Source organism: Grimontia sp. THUN1695, from assembly GCF_059704325.2.
In genome coordinates, this window is the sequence record NZ_AP046577.1 from 3,150,783 (window position 1) to 3,170,724 (window position 19,942).

General features: G+C 48.3%; 17 protein-coding genes and 1 pseudogene. 4 read left to right on the top strand and 14 right to left on the bottom strand.

Annotated features, from left to right (window positions below; genetic code table 11):
• Positions 1 to 58: 58 nt before the first annotated feature.
• Genes AC6IB1_RS17925 through AC6IB1_RS17935 form a run of 3 tightly spaced genes read right to left on the bottom strand, consistent with a single transcriptional unit; the run spans position 59 to position 2,727 of the window.
• Entirely contained in the window at positions 59 to 1,354 is a 1,296-nt protein-coding gene (locus tag AC6IB1_RS17925) for a 3-deoxy-D-manno-octulosonic acid transferase (protein WP_497567749.1), read from the bottom strand.
• Positions 1,355 to 1,369: 15 nt separating this feature from the next.
• On the bottom strand, positions 1,370 to 1,768 hold the full coding sequence (locus AC6IB1_RS17930) for a GtrA family protein (RefSeq protein ID WP_005501490.1): 399 nt from the start codon (positions 1,766 to 1,768) through the stop codon (positions 1,370 to 1,372).
• Positions 1,765 to 2,727: a glycosyltransferase gene (locus AC6IB1_RS17935; protein WP_497567750.1), complete on the bottom strand. Its 963-nt coding sequence runs from the start codon at positions 2,725 to 2,727 to the stop codon at positions 1,765 to 1,767. The genes AC6IB1_RS17930 and AC6IB1_RS17935 overlap by 4 nt, the downstream gene beginning before the upstream one ends.
• Positions 2,728 to 3,147: 420 nt before the next feature.
• Between AC6IB1_RS17935 and AC6IB1_RS17940 the strand changes: the two genes are divergently transcribed.
• Positions 3,148 to 4,275 carry an ISAs1 family transposase gene (locus AC6IB1_RS17940; protein ID WP_497566782.1) on the top strand — a complete coding sequence of 376 codons (1,128 nt, stop codon included), beginning with the start codon at positions 3,148 to 3,150 and terminating at the stop codon, positions 4,273 to 4,275.
• Here the strand turns inward: AC6IB1_RS17940 and AC6IB1_RS17945 are convergent.
• The 9 genes and pseudogenes from AC6IB1_RS17945 to rfaD all read right to left on the bottom strand — a co-directional run bounded on the left by AC6IB1_RS17945 (position 4,258) and on the right by rfaD (position 13,349).
• Positions 4,258 to 5,241: a glycosyltransferase gene (locus AC6IB1_RS17945; protein WP_497567751.1), complete on the bottom strand. Its 984-nt coding sequence runs from the start codon at positions 5,239 to 5,241 to the stop codon at positions 4,258 to 4,260. The genes AC6IB1_RS17940 and AC6IB1_RS17945 overlap by 18 nt on opposite strands.
• Complete coding sequence (locus tag AC6IB1_RS17950; protein WP_497567752.1) at positions 5,229 to 5,882, bottom strand: acyltransferase; 654 nt, start codon at positions 5,880 to 5,882, stop codon at positions 5,229 to 5,231. The genes AC6IB1_RS17945 and AC6IB1_RS17950 overlap by 13 nt, the downstream gene beginning before the upstream one ends.
• A gap of 9 nt (positions 5,883 to 5,891) precedes the next feature.
• Complete coding sequence (locus AC6IB1_RS17955; protein WP_497567753.1) at positions 5,892 to 6,632, bottom strand: glycosyltransferase family 25 protein; 741 nt, start codon at positions 6,630 to 6,632, stop codon at positions 5,892 to 5,894.
• Positions 6,633 to 6,758: 126 nt separating this feature from the next.
• Positions 6,759 to 7,676 carry an IS5 family transposase gene (locus AC6IB1_RS17960; RefSeq protein WP_032475470.1) on the bottom strand — a complete coding sequence of 306 codons (918 nt, stop codon included), beginning with the start codon at positions 7,674 to 7,676 and terminating at the stop codon, positions 6,759 to 6,761.
• Between the two features lie 62 nt (positions 7,677 to 7,738).
• Positions 7,739 to 8,764 (bottom strand): lipopolysaccharide heptosyltransferase II, encoded by a 1,026-nt coding sequence (waaF, locus tag AC6IB1_RS17965; RefSeq protein ID WP_497567754.1) that lies wholly within the window; start codon positions 8,762 to 8,764, stop codon positions 7,739 to 7,741.
• Between the two features lie 282 nt (positions 8,765 to 9,046).
• Positions 9,047 to 9,595, bottom strand: coding sequence for an acyltransferase (locus AC6IB1_RS17970; protein WP_497569171.1), 549 nt, complete (start codon positions 9,593 to 9,595; stop codon positions 9,047 to 9,049).
• A 30-nt stretch (positions 9,596 to 9,625) separates the two neighbouring features.
• Positions 9,626 to 11,386 (bottom strand): annotated as a pseudogene (locus AC6IB1_RS17975) (bifunctional glycosyltransferase family 4 protein/polysaccharide deacetylase); the annotation flags it as partial.
• 11 nt (positions 11,387 to 11,397) lie between these two features.
• The gene (lpxM, locus tag AC6IB1_RS17980; RefSeq protein WP_497567755.1) at positions 11,398 to 12,339 is read right to left on the bottom strand and encodes a lauroyl-Kdo(2)-lipid IV(A) myristoyltransferase; all 942 of its coding nucleotides are present in this window, start codon (positions 12,337 to 12,339) and stop codon (positions 11,398 to 11,400) included.
• 65 nt (positions 12,340 to 12,404) lie between these two features.
• Positions 12,405 to 13,349 carry an ADP-glyceromanno-heptose 6-epimerase gene (gene rfaD / locus AC6IB1_RS17985; protein WP_005501470.1) on the bottom strand — a complete coding sequence of 315 codons (945 nt, stop codon included), beginning with the start codon at positions 13,347 to 13,349 and terminating at the stop codon, positions 12,405 to 12,407.
• Positions 13,350 to 13,458: 109 nt separating this feature from the next.
• On the opposite strand from rfaD, the gene AC6IB1_RS17990 reads away from it, so the two are divergent.
• The 3 genes from AC6IB1_RS17990 (at position 13,459) to tdh (ending at position 16,542) form a co-directional block, all read left to right on the top strand.
• Complete coding sequence (locus AC6IB1_RS17990; protein WP_497567756.1) at positions 13,459 to 14,121, top strand: TetR/AcrR family transcriptional regulator; 663 nt, start codon at positions 13,459 to 13,461, stop codon at positions 14,119 to 14,121.
• Between the two features lie 177 nt (positions 14,122 to 14,298).
• Positions 14,299 to 15,495 carry a glycine C-acetyltransferase gene (locus AC6IB1_RS17995; RefSeq protein ID WP_497567757.1) on the top strand — a complete coding sequence of 399 codons (1,197 nt, stop codon included), beginning with the start codon at positions 14,299 to 14,301 and terminating at the stop codon, positions 15,493 to 15,495.
• Between the two features lie 6 nt (positions 15,496 to 15,501).
• Entirely contained in the window at positions 15,502 to 16,542 is a 1,041-nt protein-coding gene (gene tdh / locus AC6IB1_RS18000) for an L-threonine 3-dehydrogenase (RefSeq protein WP_497567758.1), read from the top strand.
• A gap of 101 nt (positions 16,543 to 16,643) precedes the next feature.
• Here tdh and AC6IB1_RS18005 read toward each other — a convergent pair whose 3' ends face one another.
• Entirely contained in the window at positions 16,644 to 17,807 is a 1,164-nt protein-coding gene (locus AC6IB1_RS18005; RefSeq protein WP_497569172.1) for a peptidoglycan DD-metalloendopeptidase family protein, read from the bottom strand.
• 189 nt (positions 17,808 to 17,996) lie between these two features.
• Positions 17,997 to 19,535 carry a 2,3-bisphosphoglycerate-independent phosphoglycerate mutase gene (gene gpmM / locus AC6IB1_RS18010; RefSeq protein WP_497567759.1) on the bottom strand — a complete coding sequence of 513 codons (1,539 nt, stop codon included), beginning with the start codon at positions 19,533 to 19,535 and terminating at the stop codon, positions 17,997 to 17,999.
• Positions 19,536 to 19,942: the final 407 nt, after the last annotated feature.

Below are 19,942 nucleotides of genomic sequence, written 5' to 3' on the forward strand. Positions count from 1 at the left end.
TATCAGTAAAACCTGCGCTAGTGTACAACAAAAGGGCCCTTCCGGACCCTGTGCTGAATCAGTGGGTCAGACCTTGCTCAACCAGGTATTGCTGAACTTGTTCCACATAGTCGACGTTGTAGGAGTACTTATTGCTGTCGTGGGCGGCAACCAGGTTGACCACCAGAAAGAAAACACCTAGAGCAAGCACGCCCTTGGTGAAACGTTCCGGCATGGTTTGTGCCCAGGATTCGGCAGCGACCAGCAAAGGGATCAGCGCCAGCGGGAAGGTCAGGATCAGGTGCCAGTACGAGAAGGTGATCGGTGACAGCATGGCATTAATGATGATGGCGATAACCGTGGCTACCGCAAACAGCAACAGCCATTGTTTATCATCCTCAATCGCAGTACCGCGTTTGACTGCTGGCTTGATGGTTTTCCACATACGCCAGTTTACGCGTGCTGTCAGCACCACAGTTGCAGCACCGACGACATACAACACCGCTTGCCACAGATACTGCAGCGCCATTTGCAACCAGCTAATGGTGGTGACCCAGTCGAACGTAACATCAGTGATAATGCGGTTCGAGAACAGAGTTGAACTGTAGCGAAGCCAGTACAACACAGCCTTCAACACCGGATAAACATGCACCGCGCCGTAGCCAATGTAGCGGTCGCTCTCGCGGCTGATGCTTTCATTGGTCATATATTCTTGAAAATAGGGGATCAGCGAGACCAGAATCACCGCACCGGCAGCAAATACGCCGGCCCAGTTGGGGTGTGCCATTTTACGGTACAGCAGGTAACAGGAGATCACCGCCAGTACTGGCCAGGAGTAATGCAGTTGCATGGCTCCGCCAATGGCAAGCACGTGCAGAAAACTGTACCAGAAGGACGGTGTGTCGCGCAGTTTGAACGCCGACCAGAAATGCAGTGCGGTGAAAAAGCAAAGATATGCGGGGTTGTAGATGGTGCTGTCGTATAGCAACCAAGGGTTCAGCCAATACGCCACCATAAAGAAAATGCGCACGGGCTGGCTGAAAACAGCGTTGATCACGGCATCAAAAAGAAAGAAAGAAACAATGCGCAAGGCAACGATCACCAACATCGGTGCCCAGGGGTTGTCCCATAACAGAAGTGGGCCACCCACCAACCAGGCAGAAAGTGAGCCCGGTACGTTACCCACAGCACTGGCAGCATTACCAAAGGCGAGCCAGATATCCTGGTAGGCACCCAAGTAGCCTTTGTGCAGCATCTGTGTTTGGTCGCCAGTCAAGATTTGGTTGCTGGCATACAGCAGTGCCATAGCCAGTCCAAGTATAAAGCCTGTGCCAAGTAACCAAGGCGTATATCGGTTTAGCGGATTTACATTCATTGGGTTATCCGAAGATTATTCTTTAGAAGTAGAGGGTTGATTGTAGGTCCAAATACGGTGGATCAGGTAAGTGACCAAGGGGATCATAAACACCACAAGTAAAACCCGAAGGTAACTGTTGGTCTCTTGAAGCTGTTCACTGAGCAACTGTGAAATCAGTAAGGCTGAAAACTGCACAGTGAAAAAGCGCACCAGGTTTTTCAGCGACAAAGTGCTGCGAAAAACAAACAGAGACTGCATCAAATATGACAAACCAAACGCACAGGCAAACCCGGCGAGGTTGGCATAAAACACACGGGTAGAAAAAAAATGCAGCAAGGTAAAAGCAACAGCAATGTGGGTCAGGGTAGCGAGCCCACCGGTCATTGCAAAGCGCACAATACGGTGTGCCAGTAGGTTATCGATCAGATTCACGGCGTGTTGTCGCCTTGCGTATACGTGTCGCTTTCGACGATGTACGTCGGGCGACGTTTTGATTCCATATAAAGCCTGCCGAGGTATTCTCCCATCACCCCAAGGCCAATCAGCTGAATGCCGCCGAAGAATAGCACCGCGGTCAGCATTGAGGCATAACCTGGTAAATCAACACCAAAAATTAAGGTTTTGATAACAATCATACTGCCATAGGCAAAGGCGATGACGGAAAACAGAATGCCGAGATACAACCAGACACGCAAAGGCGCGGTACTGAAGCTGGTGATCCCGTCTAACGCGAAATTCCATAATTTCCAGCCATTGAAGCTGGTTTGACCGGCCGCCCTTGGCTGTCGCACGTACTCGACGACGGCTGTATTAAATCCTACCCAAGAGAAAATTCCCTTCATAAAGCGTTGATTTTCTGGAAGTAATCGAATGGCGTTGACCACGCGACGGGTAATAAGGCGGAAGTCACCAACGTTATCGGGTATCTCAATTTTCGCAATTTTGTTATGGAACTTATAAAACAGATTGGCGGTAATTTTTTTCGCCCAGGTATCACTGCTGCGGTCGATACGTCTGGCGACGACCACGTCATAACCTTTTTGCCACTCACGCAGAAAATCATGAATGAGCTCTGGCGGATCCTGTAAATCCGCATCAATCGGAATGACCACTTCCCCCCGGGCAAGGTCTAAACCTGCGGTCAATGCCGCCTCTTTGCCAAAGTTGCGTGATAAATTGACCACACGGATATGGTTGCAACCCTCTGCCAGTTTATTGAGTACCGCGAGGGTATTATCTTTACTGCCATCATTGATGAACAACAGCTCATAGCTAAAGCCGGTATCGGTCAGAATACCGGTGATAGTCGTGGTGAAGGTTTCCAGTACTTCCTGCTCGTTATAGCAGGGGCAAATGATGGAAATCACCGGAGATGCGATATCATTTTTCATAGGTAACAGATTTTTTACTTAATCATTGCGCAGTACTGCCCTGCTGGGAATATTGCAGACCGCTTAGTATCTAATGATACTACCGTAATATGTCGGCGCCAGTTCGAACTTCGTACAGATTTTGCGGACACTGTCGGCGGTTAATCTGTCATGTCTGGTTTACCAGGTTTTCAAATAATGCCACCCACTTGGGGAGGATGCTCTCCTCAGTAAAAGACATCGAGTGCTTTCTTGCGCCATTTGAGAGTGATTTTGCGAGTTCATCATTGTCGTACAGAGAGATAATGTGTTCAGCCATTTCCCCGGTATCAAAAGGGGCTGCAAGCAGGGCAAGATCATGAATATTTTTTGTCCAATTCGAGGTCAAAATTGACCTGACGAGTCGACTGTGATCTTATGCTCCTCTTTTGAGGAGAAGCCATGAATTTAGATACCATCAAAGCGTATTTCAGCATCATCCGTGACGAGCGGCAAAGCGCAAAAGTAGACTACCCACTGTTTGATATTCTATTTGGTTCAATCTGTGCCGTTATCGCTGGAGGCCAAGGCTGGACTGATATTCGCGAGTACGTTCTTGGTCACCATGAGTGGTTCCTTAAACAGGGCTTGTTTGAAAAAGGGGTGCCCGTTGATGATACCTTTGCTCGTCTGATTTCAAATATTGATCCCGCTGAATTCCGCGATTGCTTTCTAGCCTGGATGAAAGCCGTTCACAAGCTAACCTGTGGTGAAGTGGTCGCCATTGACGGCAAGACCTTACGCGGCTCTTATGACAGAAACGACAGGCAAAGCACCATCCATATGGTGAGTGCCTATGCCAGCGCCAACCAACTCGTATTGGGCCAGCTTAAAACCGATACTAAGAGCAATGAAATCACCGCGATACCCGCATTGATCCAGATGCTCGACTTGCGAGGCGCCATCGTGACGATTGATGCGATGGCCTGCCAGACCAAGATAGCCAAGGCTATCACGCGCAAAGGCGGCGATTATTTATTGGCGGTTAAGGGCAATCAAGGCAAGTTAGCGGCAGCGGTACAGGCCGCTTTCAGTCCACATCGACGCGCTCCGATTGACAGAGGCACATGTCAAATTGAGAAGCAGAAAGGCCGGATTGAAGCGCGTACTTGTCATGTCCTGAGTGCATGTGAGTTGGACGGTGACTTCTCCATCTGGAATGGGCTAACCAGTATTGTGATGGTCGAAAACTACCGGGCAGCAAAAGGCAAAGAGCCAGAGTTGGAGTATCGCTACTACATCAGTTCAGCCGAGCTGACCCCAGAGCAGGCAGGAGATGCAATCCGGGCTCACTGGGGCATTGAGTCCATGCATTGGATTTTAGATGTCAGTATGCGGGAAGATGCTTGCCAGATTTACCGAGCAAACGCCGCTGAAAACTTGGCAGGGTTAAGGCACATGGCACTTAACATGCTCAGGGCAGAACCCACCAAGATTAGCGTACCGATGAAACAGAAACGTTGCATGATGAAACCCGCCTTCTTGGAGCAGGTCCTTATGGCCGGATTGACGTCAATGGCTAAATCCTAACCATTCATGCGGACGCCCTGGGGCTGCAAGTAAACCGCTCTTGTTGTGTTTGACAATGTCTCTGAGGCCTGACTCAATATTAAACGCTATTACCGGGGTACCTTGATGAATACTTTCCAAGGCAACCATGGGAAAACCTTCAGATCGAGATGGCATAACGCATCCCAAATAAGATTGGTATCTTTCGATAATATGAGGATCGAATGGATGTACGCTGATCATATTTTCTAGACCATACTGTTTTATGATAGGTAATAAATCCATACCTTCGCCAAAAATATCGAGTTCTATTTGGTATCCTTTACGTTGAATGTTTCGCCATGTTTCTATCAGTAAATCAAGGCCTTTCTCTGTAGACAGTCGTCCGGCAAAAATGAAGCGCTTTTGTCTGTCTTTCTCATATAATGATCTGTGTTCAATAAAGTTTGGAATAATAGAGAAAGATGGGAATTGCCATTTTTCAGCATCAATATCAGATAAAATAACCATATGGTTGTTTTGAGATACATTGTGCCAAAATTTTGTTACTTTCGCTATTCTTGTTTTTTTTCTTGGCTTTTTTGGGGTATCAAAGAACAAATCATAACTGCCATGTACTTCAGTAATATGCTGACAAGAAGGATAGATATTTTTAAGTTTATCTGAATATGCATCACCCAGAGAAATGATGATATCAGGCGATAATTTCTTTAAGTGATGTTTTATTTTATGCTTGAACAGTGCTTTTCTAAAAGGGCGTTTTATTAGTTTATTCAACAGCTTGCTGTTAAATTCATTGATACCTAAGTCTATTATTCGATCGCTAAAATAATGGTTGATTGCTTCTTTATTTGATATTTTATGTGAAATGATATGCGCGATAATACCATGTTTTTCAAATGTTTTTACTTTTTCTAATGTTATTCTTTCTCTACCACCTGTAGTGGATATATCACTGATAATATAGACAATTCTCATTCTTTCCATTTTACATTTTTTCTAACTATTTGGGCTGGGTTTCCTGCAATGCAACAGTGTTCAGTGTCTATTGTTTTGGTGACAACACTGTTAGAACCTACAATGGTTCCTTGAGGGAGATTTACTCCCTTGAGTATGGTGGATCTGGCACCGACCCATGAATTTTTTCCAATGATGACAGGTTTGTTTTTATTTACTGTATTACCGTTAAAATCAGTGACAATGTGATGATCCGTATCCGTGATCAGTGTTTCCCATGATATTAAAACATTTTCGCCAAACTCAATTTCATGCCTGCATATGATCTTTGCATCAGCAGAAATATGAAAATTTCTACCAAAGGTTGTTTTCCCGACCACTGAAATTCTTGACCCTTTGCCAATTTTTGCTTTTCCTTTAAAATGCACATTTCCTTTAATAAAAAGCAGGGTTCTTTCATGTTTGTAATCAACAGTCTCTACGCTGCCAAATCCAATCCGTACTATACCTGGCCTTACTTTTTCAAAAGAGGCTGATCCCGATAGAGAGATACATTTCACTCGCCTGGAAACGATAATAGGAAGCCTTATCGCATCTTTAAAGGTGCAAAGAGAAAAATTAACATAAATAGACTTGGGTAAGCCAAGAAGGTATTCAATGATCTTTTTCATGACTTAGCCTTATGTCGTTAAATTAACTTTTCTCATTTTATAAAAGCTATAACTAAACTTCCTGATTGATTCATAGCTACGGTGTAATTCTCTTATTATTCTAACGTTCAGTGGAATATAGGGTTTGGCTCTTTCCCCAATTTCAGAGTGAATATTGAAATCATGACGAATCAAAGGAGGTTCAATGCCAAAATTTAAAACACCATGCAGCCATTCTTTTTCCATGAAATCATCAACCGGTTCATACCAGTCATAAGCGGTATTGATGAATTTTTTCGCTGCTTCTGGAGTGATCATATAACCTTGAGTACTTCTCACTGGTTTTGTATACAGAACGAGATCATGGCAATCATCTATTTGCTTAAATATTTTATATTTTGCATCAAGGACACGGCCTATTCTAAAGTATGGGATACTTTCTGTAAGCAAATGCATTTTTTTGTAGACATTGAGGAAGTCATCTTCTAGCTCAATATCATCTTCAAGCACTAATAGCGGCTCATTTAACTCAACGCATCTTTCCCATAGGCTGTAATGGCTGGCAAAGCAGCCAAGTTCACCTGGTTTTAAAGGATACCCTTTAATAAAAACGCGTTTTTTGTTGTTGTAGTGGTCAAAAATTTTATGGTGTTCATTTTTACCGTCTACAGCATCAAAAAAACAGAATGGCAGCTTTAATGCATTAAGCTTTTTTTCTATTTTTTTTCGTCTTTCCAATGAATGTTTAAGGCTGACAATAATAATTCTCATAACAGTTTGTTATATATGTTTTTTCGTTTGTCCTACGCTAGGGGTTATTTTCCATTCTGCTGTAGGACGCGGCGTTGTTGATCAAATCAGTCACTTAACGTACTGATCCACCGCGAGTTATATCAGTTATCCAACTCGGTAACTCTTAGGCATACCTAGTCTTATGACTTTGTTCATCGCTTTGACATTCGCCAATGCCTCACCAACCTGTGCATTGTAATCACGCAGTGCCAATTGTGGGCTGAGTAACTTTTTATACCGATACATCCCAGTCTCTGAAAGGGAGCGTTGATGATATCCCGCTTCTCGCTTCCATTCTTCCAAGTGACCTGATTTCAAGGCACTCACGGCTTCATTTCGAGGATGACCATCCTCCCAAAAGCCAGCATTGCTGCGCGGCGGAATAGTCGGCTTTATACCTTTTTTCCTTAACACCTGATGGCAAGCTTTTGTATCGTAGGCCCCGTCAGCACTGACCTGTGTGATTTTTCGGCGTAACGGATTGAGCAACGTCGGTAACACTTCATTGTCGCCTACTGATTCCAAGCTGACGACAGCTGAAATGACCTCATGCGTACTGGCATCAATCGCAAGGTGTAGCTTTCGCCAAACACGGCGCTTTTCCTTGCCGTGTTTCCGCATTTTCCACTCACCTTCGCCAAAGACCTTTAAGCCTGTGGCGTCAATAACGACATGCGCTACAGGCCCTCGACTTGGTAAGCGATACTGAACCTCAACGGTCTTGGCGCGCTTGCTGATACAGCTGTAGGACGGTGATTTCAGCGGTACATCCATCAGGACAAATATCGAGTCGAGAAAGCCTTGAAGGGCGCGTAAAGGGAGCTTGAAAATGCCTTTAATCATCAGCGCCGTTTCAATGGCACCATCGGTAAACGTAAAGCCTCTTCCCCGTTTCCCATGGTGCTTTTTGCAGTGCCAACTCTGGATAGCGGCTTCATCAACCCAAAAGGTGACTGAACCTCTATTAATCAATGCTTGATTGTATTGCTTCCAGTTGCTGATTTTGTACTTGGCTTTGCCCATCATCGTCACTCATTTTCAGGTTCTGATGATCTGATCGCGGCACCGATGATTAGTTCAATGATTTAGGAAACAACGCCGTAGGACGCCAAAACGGTTGATGGATGTAAGTCTTTTAAGCATTTTAAATGCCCATAAGGACACTCTCTTTTAAAACAAGGGCGACATTCAATATCCGTGTTCACTGTCGCCACGGATGTTGATAGTGGCGGCGTATACTTTGGTGAGCTCGAACCATAAATCGCGACGATGTGAGCGCCAACCGCAGCAGCCACATGCATCAAACCGGAATCGTTAGAAAACACAGTATGGCAGGCTGCAAGCATGTCTACCGCATCGACGAGCGATGTTTTTCCCGCTAAGTTGTAACACTGCGTTTGAGAGGCGCGGGGAAGGTTGTCGATAATGTTTTGTGCAACAACCCTGTCTTTTTCGCCCCCAAACAGACAGATCTGATTGCCTCGTTCAATCAGTTGTTGAGCTAATGCTGAGTAATGTTCTTCTGGCCAGCGTTTCGCGGGGCCAAACTCAGCGCCTGGGCATAGGCCAACCAATTGACTGTCGGCGCGAATGCCGAACCTTGAAAAACAGCTCTCCTGATTTTCTGGGTCAACGGTTAGCGAAGGAAAAGGGAGGCTATCAATAGAGACGTCCGCTAACATTTGCTCTTTGTCGTGCGCCAACGCAACGTACCGTTCGACCATGTACTGAAAAACATTGCGATCAGGGCGAAGGTCATTAAGCAGTCCATAACGCATTTCCCCTTTCCAACCCGTGCGTTTCGGGATCCTGGCGAAAAAAGGAATGAGTGCCGATTTTGCCGAATTCGGGAGGATAAATGCATGGGAATAACCGTTCTGGCGCAATGACTTACCCAGCTTCCAACGGGTAGACAGGTTAAGTTCACCATGGCCAACCGGCATTTCAATGGCTGTGCTTACCTCTGGCATCCTCTCTAAAATCGGCTTGCACCATGCAGGGGCTAGTACATCAATTTGTGCACTGGGATGTTTTTCTTTCAGTCTTTTGTAGAGGCTTTGAGACATGACCATATCTCCAACCCAAGACGGACCAATAATCAATATGTTCATTTATCCTCCTGTCTTTTTAGATACGGGATCGGGTTTGTTTTTGTTAGCCCATGAGGAGGCTAGGGAAAACGCTAAAAAGCAGGCTAAATAGCCTAAGTTAGTGCTGAATGGATGAGAAAAACCAAGGAAAAAATATTGAAAAAAGTGATATCTAATGCGCCACCGGACCATGTAATCGGGGCAACACATGGGAATATCTGTCTTTATTGACAATTTCTTTCACGAAACAATGTCATGCATTCCTTGTCCTCATACCGGTGAGCAATGCCGACATCGTTGTAGTTAGTAAGTTAACTCTTCATTCCAGCGAATGTTATTTTTGATCACTTTGGCTGGATTACCGGCTGCAATGCTGTTGTTAGGTACATTTTTTGTGACAACTGCATTGATTCCTACCACCGCACCATCACCGATGGTACAACCTTTGAGTACCACAGCGCTGTCGGCAAGCCAAACGCGGTTACCGATAGTGATATTCTTGGCCGGGTTGATCCTTTTTTCCTGCTCCAGAGAGTGTATATCATGCCCATCACTGGTCATTAATTTCACATTGCGAGAAAACATACAATGATCGCCTATGCGCAGGGTTGTATTATTTTCACGTGCTGAGAAGTAACAACCTTCACCTATTACACAGTGTTTGCCAATGATCATGGTGCAATGATTGCCATCCAGTTCAATGTGAACCCCTTTCAAATTCGCCCCGTCTTCAAAAATAAGCCGGTTTCCACGTCCGTGAATAGCAATGGTGCATTTGCGAATCCGGTTTTTCACCCCAAACTTGATGGTGTTTCCTTTCGCCACTTTGACGCTATTGCGAACTTTAAAAATAAGGTGGGTGAAGACATTCTTTTTAGGCGTGAGTTTTCTAAATAAATACCTGCCGGTTATTTTCCTTGCTAAGGATAATACATCCGTCCCCGGGAATATCCCAATTCGGCGGATTAAATACGGGTCTTCATGAAACGCGACGGGGCCACTATTGGTCGCCACAGCAAATTGGTAGCCTGCCTCTTTAGCCAGTGCTTTGCTGTCCTCGTTCCAGTCACCATATGGATAGGCGAATGAAACCAACTCTTTACCCAACAAGGTTTCTAACTGCGCCTTGTTTTCCATGATTTCCGCTTTTTGTGCTTCACGGCTCAATGTATTCAGGTGTGGATGTGTGAGTGTGTGTCCCCCTATTTCTATATAACCTGAATCGGCCATGGCCTTTATTTCTGAAGGGGTCATCAGTTCAAAACGTTTTTCTGGTGACTCAGGGTGTTCGACATCCCATTTATTGAAGTCCACGCCAGTGACAGCATAAACCACGGCTTTAAAATTGTACTTTTTCAGCAGTGGCAACATCAGGGTGTAGTTGTCTTTAAAGCCATCATCCACGGTGATGATGCAATAGCGCTTGCCGGCTTTCAGGCGGGAGATCACTCCGTGCTCTTTCAGATCAGAAAACGTCAGCGTTTCAAACCCCAGTCGCTTGAGCAACTTGAGGTGTTTTTCGAACATCCGAATATCCAGGTAAGGGCCGATAGTACCTTTCCCGTCATCGCTGTTGATAAAACGGTGATACATCAACACCGGAATATCTTGACGCTTGGTGTAGACGTAAACCGACTGGTAAATGGTTTCGAGGTGGCTGACGATGTTTTGAAGATCATAGCTTTGCTTGATTTTCTCAGACACCTGCGGGTCACAGTGCGGTGCTGATAGCGCGGCTTCAATTTGTGCCGGAATAATTGAAAAGTCGATATCCAGCTCTTTTTTGCCAATGTCGCCGAAGTTGGTTGCCATGGCCTGTTGGAGATTTTCCTGGGTAACAGGGCCGATATTCAATGCTTCGCCAATGGCCATGGTTGGGCGGCCACAAAGCAGTGATTCCATGGCAACGCGCCCAGCGCCAATCACCAGATCTGCACGCGCCATTATTGCGGGTACATCTTCTACATAACCGACGAAATCGGCTTTGTCCTTAAATTTATCAAAGCGCGCATCAGGCACAGTACCGGTGACGATTTTGACATCGTATTTATCCAGATCGAGGCATTCTTCAAGCAGCCGGTAGCAAAGATCGCCTTTCGGTCCACTTAGACGGCCGATGATGGCGATCACTTTGCGTGTATTGTGAGGCGGCTCCAGCCATTGGTAGCTGTGGGTATCAATGCCGTTCCGGCTGACTTCCAGCGTCTCTTGCGGCACGTTGAGATCATCAATCAGTTGATGATAGATGGCTTCGCACACCGGCATGGCTTTGTTGCCCATGGCGTGGAATTTTTTACGCGATGCATGAACCGGCTGACGACCGTGGACGGTTGTCACCATCGGCGTGCCGGTCAGTTTACAGGCGACATGGCAGCTCCAGCTGGAAGCACGGGAATGTGCATGCACCATTTGGATGTTGTGCTTCTTAATGAGATACACCAAATAGGCCACGTGCCAGAAGCGACGCGGGATGCTGCGCTTGTTAAAACGCAGTTTAAAATAAGGGCCATCGTGGGGTTTTGTCAGGGTATCTGACACATAAAAGACATTGTGGCCGCGTTGGGTGAGTGCATTACCCACCGTGGTGGCATAAACCTCGGCACCGGTGACCTCCAGTTGGGAGAGGGCCATCAATATATTCATCTTATTCCCTCTTAATAAAGCTGGGTATTATCTGGACGTGAACGCAGCAAGTTCATGATCCACATATATTGGCCGGGATCGTTTTGCAAAAACTGCTCGATACGCTCGTTCATCATACGCGCATCGGTTTCTTCACTGCCTGACGGAAACGGTGCAAGTGGAGGCTGTACGATCACTTCAAAATTGCCGGTTGCGCGGTTGTAAACCGGCATCAACGGCACGATTTTCGCCCGACTTAGGGTTGCGAGCTTACCTAGGCCCGAAAGCGTGGCTTTCTGTGTGGCAAAAAACGGCACGAATACACTGGAATCCGGGCCGTGGTCTTCGTCAGGAAGATAGTAGCCCAGATAGCCTTCGCGCACTGATTTGATAAAGGGTTTGATGCCATCCGCACGCTCATGGGTGCGGCCGCCATATTTCAGGCGCTGGACGTTCATCAACCAGTCTGCGACTTTGTTTTTTTGCTTCTTCACCATAGCAGCGACGGGTAAGCCGCGGGAAGCAAGCTGCACGGCGGGATAGTCAATGGCCCAGCTGTGAGGGACCAACAGAATCACTTTTTCCCCTTTTTCGACCAGTTCGGTCAGGATTTCCTCGTTGCGGAACAGGGTACGCTTTTCCAGATAGCGTTTGCTGCGCATCATGATGGTGGCAAAGCCGAGCAGGACACACCCTGCGTTTATGTAGCTTTGCTCAAGGATGGCGAAACGTTCTTCGTCGGTTTTATCTGGAAAACAGTGCTGAAGATTGATCACTGCACGCTTCTTCGCGCGGTTATTCATTTTTACCAAACGCTTAGCGAGAAACTCGGCCAGTTTGTCACGCAGGCGAAATGGCACAAACGCCATGATGGCGGCAAAGAATATGCCCAGCCAGGTACCCCAATAGCGGGGGTGTAGAAATGCCCACTCAAACGTTGGCAGGTACGCGCTGTTTTTTGTATTTTGGCTCATAGAGTCGAAACTACAGGAAGTCGAACGAAAGATGAAAAAACGGGCCGAGGCCCGTTTGTCGCCAATTACTTATTCAATATGGCCATGTATTCAGCCACGCCTTCCGCAACGGTTTTGAATTCATGCGGGTAGCCAGCTGCGCGTACTTTGGTGAGATCTGCCTGGGTGTAAGCCTGATAACGGCCTTTCAGGTGATCCGGGAATGGGATTTCTTCCACTTCCCCTTTGCCATGGTATTTGATCACGGCATCCGCAACCGCGCGGAAAGATTCCGCACGACCGGTACCACAGTTAAAAATGCCGGATTTGCCGTTTTTCCAGAACCAGAGGTTCATTTTGCATACGTCACCGATGTACACGAAGTCACGCTTGAAGGTGTCGCTGCCCTCGAACAGTTTCGGGTTTTGGCCGTCATTGATTTGGGTGTTCAGGTGGAATGCCACTGACGCCATACTGCCTTTGTGGCCTTCACGTGGGCCATACACGTTGAAATAGCGGAAGCCGGTGATTTGAGACAGGGTTTCGCCATGGGCTTCAGCATCCGCCCAGATGCGGCGGACATAGTTGTCGAAAAGTTGCTTTGAGTAACCGTAAACGTTAAGCGCGCCTTCGTATTGGGGCTCTTCGATGAAATCGTGGTCACGACCGCCGTACGTCGCGGCAGAGGAGGCGTATAGGAAGGGAATGTTACGTTCAAGGCAGTAGTGCAACAACTCTTTGGAATACTCATAGTTGTTCAACATCATATACTTGCCGTCCCACTCTGTGGTGGCAGAGCATGCACCTTCATGGAATACCGCTTCGATAGGACCAAAGTCATCACCGGCCATGATTTGGGCGATGAAATCTTCTTTGTCCATGTAATCTGCGATATTAAGATCAACCAGATTTACGAATTTGGTGCCGTCTTTCAGGTTGTCGACCACCAGAATGTCGTTATAACCTTCTTCGTTCAGCGCTTTAACCAGATTGCTGCCGATCATGCCGGCGCCGCCAGTCACTATAATCATATCTTCACCTACATTCTGTTCGGCCTGAATTATGAGAACACCCCATCAGTAAACTGAGAGAGCGTATGGTAACATTTCCCTTTCTGGGCTTGAGGATAGCAGTTTAACCATGAAAACCCGCGACCGCATCATTCATTCCGCGTTGGCGCTCTTTAATGAGCAGGGCGAACCGAATGTGACTACCAACCATATTGCGGCTGATCTGGGAATTAGTCCGGGAAACCTGTATTACCACTTCCGTAATAAAGAAGAGATTATACACAGTATTTTCGATCAATACGCGCGCGATCTTTCCACCGGTTTTCAGCCGGAAGTGCCAGCGGAATCCGATGAGCAGCGCTTGCTTGCATACCTTGATGCGACGTTTCAGTTGATGTGGCGTTACCGTTTTTTCTACGCTAACCTGCCGGACATCCTGAGCCGGGATGCAGAGCTACAGACAAAGTACCTTGACGCTCAGCAGGCCCTGAAAGCCAATCTGTTTGCCATGCTGAGCCGGTTTCGTGACACCGGTTGGCTGGACATGGATGATGACGCTCTGCAATCACTGTGCAGTACCCTCAAGCTTGTTGCGTCCAGCTGGATATTTTACCAGAGCGCCCAGTCGCCACAGGCCAGGGTGACACCGGTTGTGATTTTTCAGGGCGTGCTTCAAATCCTCAACATGGTGTCACCCATGACAACCGGTAAAGGCAAGGCGGTGGTGTCAGCACTTATCGGACATTACCGTACCCAGATGGAAACCACCCAAAGCGCGACAGACTCCGCGTGATCAAACACAATTAGATGTACTAATTCGATAGACGCAACCTTCCCCAGAACTCTATCATCTACACTCTTTCTGATATGTCATCCTGAAAGCTAGCGGTTATTTAGACGCTTTAGCTTAATGTGATGGAATAAACATATTGATATCAACCCGTTCCTGTTTCCATTGATGGAGTAAGCGATGACTGCCGCTTTTTATCAGCAAATCCGCCAGCAGCTTGAAGACGTCAAAGCTGAAGGCCTGTATAAAGATGAACGCGTGATCACCTCAGCCCAAAAAGCCAATATCTCGGTGACATCCGGTGAAGACGTGTTGAACTTCTGTGCCAACAACTATCTGGGCCTGGCTAACCACCCTGCGCTGATTGAAGCGGCAAAAGCCGGTATGGATGAGCATGGCTTTGGCATGGCCTCCGTGCGTTTTATCTGCGGTACCCAGGATGCACACAAGGTGCTGGAAGAGAAACTGTCCGCCTTCCTCGGTATGGAAGACACCATCCTTTACTCTTCCTGCTTCGACGCCAACACTGGCCTGTTCGAAACTCTTCTTGATGCAGAAGACGCGATCATTTCTGATGCGCTGAACCATGCGTCTATTATCGACGGTGTACGCCTGTGTAAAGCGATGCGTTTTCGCTACGCCAACAACAACATGGAAGAGCTGGAACAACAACTGATTGCCGCAAAAGAAAAAGGGGCGCGCCATATCTTGATCGTGACAGACGGTGTGTTCTCGATGGATGGCGTGGTCGCGAACCTGCCGGCTATTTGCGATCTGGCGGAAAAATACGGTGCACTGGTGATGGTGGATGACTCACACGCCGTCGGCTTTATGGGCGCAAACGGTCGTGGTACCCACGAATACCATGATGTGATGGACCGTATCGACATTATCACCGGTACGTTGGGTAAAGCCATGGGCGGCGCATCTGGCGGCTACACGTCGGGTAGAAAAGAAGTGATCGACTGGCTGCGCCAGCGCTCGCGTCCTTACCTGTTTTCCAATTCACTGGCACCGGCGATTGTGGCTGCTTCTATCCGTGTTATCGATCTCTTGGCAGAAAGCGGTGACCTGCGTGAAAAACTGTGGGACAACGCCAACCATTTCCGTGCCCGCATGAGTGAAGCGGGTTTCACGCTGGCAGGGGCTGACCATGCCATCATTCCTGTGATGCTGGGCGATGCCAAAGTGGCGGGTGAATTTGCCGAACGTATGATGAAAGAAGGCATTTACGTTGTCGGGTTCTCCTTCCCTGTGGTGCCGAAAGGCCAGGCGCGTATCCGCACACAAATGTCTGCCGCGCACAGCCGTGAGCAACTGGACAAGGCTATCGACGCCTTTATCAAAGTCGGCAAAGAAATGGGTCTGATTGGGTAACTGACAATGACGAACAAAATGAAAGCGCTGGCAAAACTGAAAGCAGAACCGGGGATCTGGATGACAGAAACCGATCTGCCTGTGCTGGGGCATAACGACCTTTTGATCAAAATCCGTAAGACTGCGATCTGCGGTACTGACGTCCACATCTACAACTGGGACGAGTGGTCACAAAAGACCATCCCGGTGCCCATGGTGGTCGGTCACGAATATGTGGGTGAAGTGGTCGGTATCGGTCAGGAAGTACGTGGCTTTGCCATTGGCGATCGCGTATCGGGTGAAGGCCATATCACCTGTGGACACTGCCGCAACTGCCGTGCAGGCCGCACCCACCTTTGCCGCAACACCATCGGTGTCGGCGTTAACCGTGAAGGGGCGTTTGCCGAGTATCTGGTGATCCCGGCCTTCAACGCCTTCAAAATTCCGGAAGACATTTCAGACGATCTGGCGGCTATCTTCGACCCATTCGGCAATGCGGTTCACACTGCGCTGTCGTTTGATTTGGTCGGTGAAGATGTGCTTATTACCGGTGCAGGCCCTATCGGTATTATGGCTGCAGCGGTGGCGAAGCACGTGGGTGCGCGCCATGTGGTGATCACTGACGTCAACGAATACCGTCTGGCGCTGGCGCGTAAAATGGGCGTGACCCGTGCGGTGAACGTGGCAGAGGAAACGCTGGAAGACGTGATGCGCGATCTGGGCATGCGCGAAGGTTTCGATGTCGGCCTTGAGATGTCCGGCAACCCGTCAGCGTTCAATGGCATGCTGAAAGCCATGAACCACGGCGGCCGTATTGCGCTGCTGGGCATTCCGCCGTCAGACATGGGTATCGACTGGAACCAGGTCATTTTCAAAGGGCTGGTGATTAAAGGTATCTACGGCCGCGAGATGTTTGAGACCTGGTACAAGATGGCAAGCCTTATTCAGTCTGGTCTGGACTTGAGCCCAATCATTACCCACCACTACAGTGTGGATGACTTCCAGCAAGGCTTTGATGTGATGCGCTCCGGCCAGTCAGGCAAAGTTATCCTGGACTGGACCAAGTAACTTTATCTGTCCGCCATCTTTATAATGAAAAAAACCGCGTTGGCGGTTTTTTTCATGGCGAAGCGCCGGTGAATAAGCGCCTGTGAAACAGGCACCTGATTCTAACGTGTCAACCAGGGGTTGGGGTCGGTGGCATTACCTTTGCGGCGGATTTCAAAGTAGAGTGCTGACGCGGCCTGTCCACCACTGTTCCCGACAAGGGCGATTGGTTCACCCGCTTTCACGGTATCACCAACGTTTTTCAGCAATGCCTGGTTGTAGCCGTAAAAGCTCATGTCACCTTTACCATGGTCAATCACCACCATCAGGCCATAGCCACGTAACCAGTTGGAGAGCACAACCGTACCGTCGTGTGCGGCTTTCACTTCGCTGCCTTCTTTGGCGGCAATCACGATACCATTCCAGTGAAGCTGCCCGGTTTGGGCGGAGCCATAGCGGTGAAGAATCCGGCCTTTAACGGGCCATTGCATGCGGCCTTTATATTTCGCAAGGCCATCCATTTTGACGGCTGCCTGCTCGGCGGCAATGCGGGCTTGTTCAGCCGCGCGTTCCAGCTCAGCCTTCAGGCGTTTTTCATTGCTGCGAAGCTCAGCAAGGTAGCCTTTGTCACTGCTGATTTGGCGGCGGATGGCACTGGCGGTTTTCTTCTGGGCCTGCTGTTTTTTCTCGAGTTCGGCTTTGTCTGCGGCGAGCTCGGTAATCAGCGCTTTCTGTTTCTCTGTTTGTGTCTGAAGCTGGTGGCGTTTGAGCTGTAGTTCAGTATCTGTTGCTGCCAGATCGTTAATGGCATCAGTACGGGCTTTTGACAGACGTTCAGTGTAGACAGTCATGCGATCCATATCGGTTGTGTCTTTGCCACTTAACAGGGCATTGAGCTCGCTATGTTTTCCCTGCCGGTACTGGCTGTTGAGCAATTCCTTCAGTAACTCCACCTGACCCAGCTTCAATTGTTCAAGGCGCTGGCTTTCGCGGTTCAGTGTGGCGATCTCTTGTTCGGTGGATTGGAGGCTGGCATTGGCATCACGCATCTGTTTGGCGAGCGCTCCGATGGATTGTTCCTGCGCTTTCAAGGCCGATTGCAGCGCGTTGAGCTTTTTTGCGTTGGCGCTGAGTTGCTGCTCTTGGCGGGAGATTTCATTTTTCATGCCAGAGAGCAGTTCATCGTTTGCATGCACGAAGGGGGCAACAAGCAGGCACAGCAAAACGCCAGCACGTAAGGCACTGGCGCATAAGGAGTCTAGATGGCGCAATGTTTTCTTTTTCATGGCTGGCAGTATATCAAGCGGATCGGGGGTTGGCATTATTCTGCCTGTCTCAGCATCGCAAGTTATAAAATAAAAATTAACCGGTTTACTTGCTCTATTTTAAGAAAAAAATTGGATTGAGACGGGCAAAAATGCATAAAAAACGCGCTCGGAGAAAGCGCGTTTTCTGTCACTGGATTTTGCTGCGTATTATTTGGCTACAAACAGCGGTTTACCGGTCATTTCTGCCGGTGCTTCCATGTCGCTTAACGCCAGCATGGTAGGTGCCAGATCAGACAGCTTGCCGCCTTCAACCAGTGCAATGTCTTTGTTGCCCACGTAAATCAGGGGGACTGGCAGGTTGGTGTGTGCGGTATGGATGCCACCTGTTTCAGGGTCAACCATCATTTCCGCGTTACCGTGGTCAGCTGTGATCAGCAACTGGCCATCTACCTCTTTAATGGCTTCAACCACGCGACCAATGCAGTGGTCGATAGCTTCAACCGCTTTCACTGCTGCATCATAGACACCGGTATGGCCGACCATGTCGCAGTTTGGATAGTTACAGATAATCTGGTCAAATTTACCGCTCTTAATGGCCTCAACCAGTTTATCGGTCAGCTCTTCAGAGCTCATTTCCGGTTGCAGGTCGTAAGTTGCCACTTTCGGTGAGGCCACCAGTGCACGCTCTTCACCCTCAAACACGGCTTCTACACCGCCATTGAAGAAGAAAGTAACGTGTGCGTATTTCTCTGTTTCAGAGATACGCAGCTGGGTCTTGCCCTGCTTGGACAGCCATTCACCCAGCGTATTTACCAGGTTTTCTGATGGATAGGCGCAGGCGGTGTCGATGTCTGCGGCGTATTCTGTCAGCATCACAAAGTCTGCCAGCACTGGGGTTTTACTGCGTGCAAAACCATCAAAACCGGGCATGAATGCGCGGGTGATTTGGCGTGCACGGTCTGCGCGGAAGTTCATAAACAAAACGGCATCGCCATCTTCGATGGCTGCGACTGGCTGGCCGTCTGCACGGATTTCAGATGCTTTTACGAACTCGTCGTTTTCGTCACGTGCATACGCCGCTTCCAGCGCTTCTACTGCCGAACCATAGGTAAACTCACCTTTTGCTTCAACCAACAGATCGTAGGCTTTTTCGACGCGGTCCCAGTTATTATCACGATCCATCGCAAAGTAACGGCCGATGATAGACGCTGTGCGGCCTTTACCGAGCTTCGCAAACAGCGTATCGAAACGTTCCAGAGAGGCTTTGGCGCTGCGTGGTGGCGTGTCACGGCCATCCAGGAAGCAGTGCAGGTAGACGTTTTCAGCCCCACGCTGAACGGCCATTTCAACCGCAGCTGCAATATGATCTTCGTGGCTATGAACACCGCCTGGCGACATCAGGCCCATGATGTGCACGGACTTGCCTGCTTTCACGGCTTTGTCGATTGCGCCGGTCAGTACTGGGTTGTTGAAGAATTCACCATCCTGAATGGCTTTGGTGATACGGGTCAGATCCTGGTACACGATACGGCCAGCGCCGATATTCACGTGTCCCACTTCTGAGTTACCCATTTGACCCTCTGGTAAACCAACATCCATACCTGATGCAGAGATCAGGGTGCTGGTGCCCGCCATCAAGCCATCAAGAATCGGTGTTTTTGCGTTTGCAATCGCGTTGTCATTACTGTCTTCGCGATAACCCCATCCGTCCAGAATAACGAGTGCCAAAGGCTTCTTAGCAGACATACGGTGCCCTCTTTATGTCGATTTCAAATTTCGTGAATTAGCGTAACTTTACTACATTTTAGTGGTTAAGCAGTAGGCAAACTTTTTTGCTAACACTTAAAAAATACTATCATGGAGGATGCCTGCCCCGGTCATTGCTGGCGTAAGGGATTGTCTTGCCTTTTCGAGCGGTTCTTGACGTTGACGAATACCGACGAGCTTTCTGTAGTAAGTAAACAAATCAGCCGGTTAGATGCACGATGGCGTGTTAACTGCGCCGTCAGGACCAGTAATGGCGTCTTCCTGCCAGACAGATATTGGGGTGAACGTGATCCGTTTCAAGTTTTTTGCCTTGATTGCCAGTGAGTAGGGGGATGGAAATCCAAGCCTATGCTGTATTTGAGCAGTTTGAAGGGTATACTCGGGGT

Excerpts from the sequence above, each read along its gene's own strand:
- AC6IB1_RS17950 (WP_497567752.1), bottom strand. The coding sequence starts at position 5,882 with ATGAAAAAGATCATTGAATACCTTCTTGGCTTACCCAAGTCTATTTAT.
- AC6IB1_RS18005 (WP_497569172.1), bottom strand. The coding sequence starts at position 17,807 with ATGAAAAAGAAAACATTGCGCCATCTAGACTCCTTATGCGCCAGTGCC.
- AC6IB1_RS17990 (WP_497567756.1), top strand. The coding sequence starts at position 13,459 with ATGAAAACCCGCGACCGCATCATTCATTCCGCGTTGGCGCTCTTTAAT.
- AC6IB1_RS17925 (WP_497567749.1), bottom strand. The coding sequence starts at position 1,354 with ATGAATGTAAATCCGCTAAACCGATATACGCCTTGGTTACTTGGCACA.
- rfaD (WP_005501470.1), bottom strand. The coding sequence starts at position 13,349 with ATGATTATAGTGACTGGCGGCGCCGGCATGATCGGCAGCAATCTGGTT.
- AC6IB1_RS17945 (WP_497567751.1), bottom strand. The coding sequence starts at position 5,241 with ATGGAAAGAATGAGAATTGTCTATATTATCAGTGATATATCCACTACA.
- AC6IB1_RS17935 (WP_497567750.1), bottom strand. The coding sequence starts at position 2,727 with ATGAAAAATGATATCGCATCTCCGGTGATTTCCATCATTTGCCCCTGC.
- lpxM (WP_497567755.1), bottom strand. The coding sequence starts at position 12,339 with ATGAGCCAAAATACAAAAAACAGCGCGTACCTGCCAACGTTTGAGTGG.
- AC6IB1_RS17960 (WP_032475470.1), bottom strand. The coding sequence starts at position 7,676 with ATGGGCAAAGCCAAGTACAAAATCAGCAACTGGAAGCAATACAATCAA.
- AC6IB1_RS17940 (WP_497566782.1), top strand. The coding sequence starts at position 3,148 with ATGAATTTAGATACCATCAAAGCGTATTTCAGCATCATCCGTGACGAG.
- waaF (WP_497567754.1), bottom strand. The coding sequence starts at position 8,764 with ATGAACATATTGATTATTGGTCCGTCTTGGGTTGGAGATATGGTCATG.
- AC6IB1_RS17955 (WP_497567753.1), bottom strand. The coding sequence starts at position 6,632 with ATGAGAATTATTATTGTCAGCCTTAAACATTCATTGGAAAGACGAAAA.
- gpmM (WP_497567759.1), bottom strand. The coding sequence starts at position 19,535 with ATGTCTGCTAAGAAGCCTTTGGCACTCGTTATTCTGGACGGATGGGGT.
- AC6IB1_RS17995 (WP_497567757.1), top strand. The coding sequence starts at position 14,299 with ATGACTGCCGCTTTTTATCAGCAAATCCGCCAGCAGCTTGAAGACGTC.
- tdh (WP_497567758.1), top strand. The coding sequence starts at position 15,502 with ATGACGAACAAAATGAAAGCGCTGGCAAAACTGAAAGCAGAACCGGGG.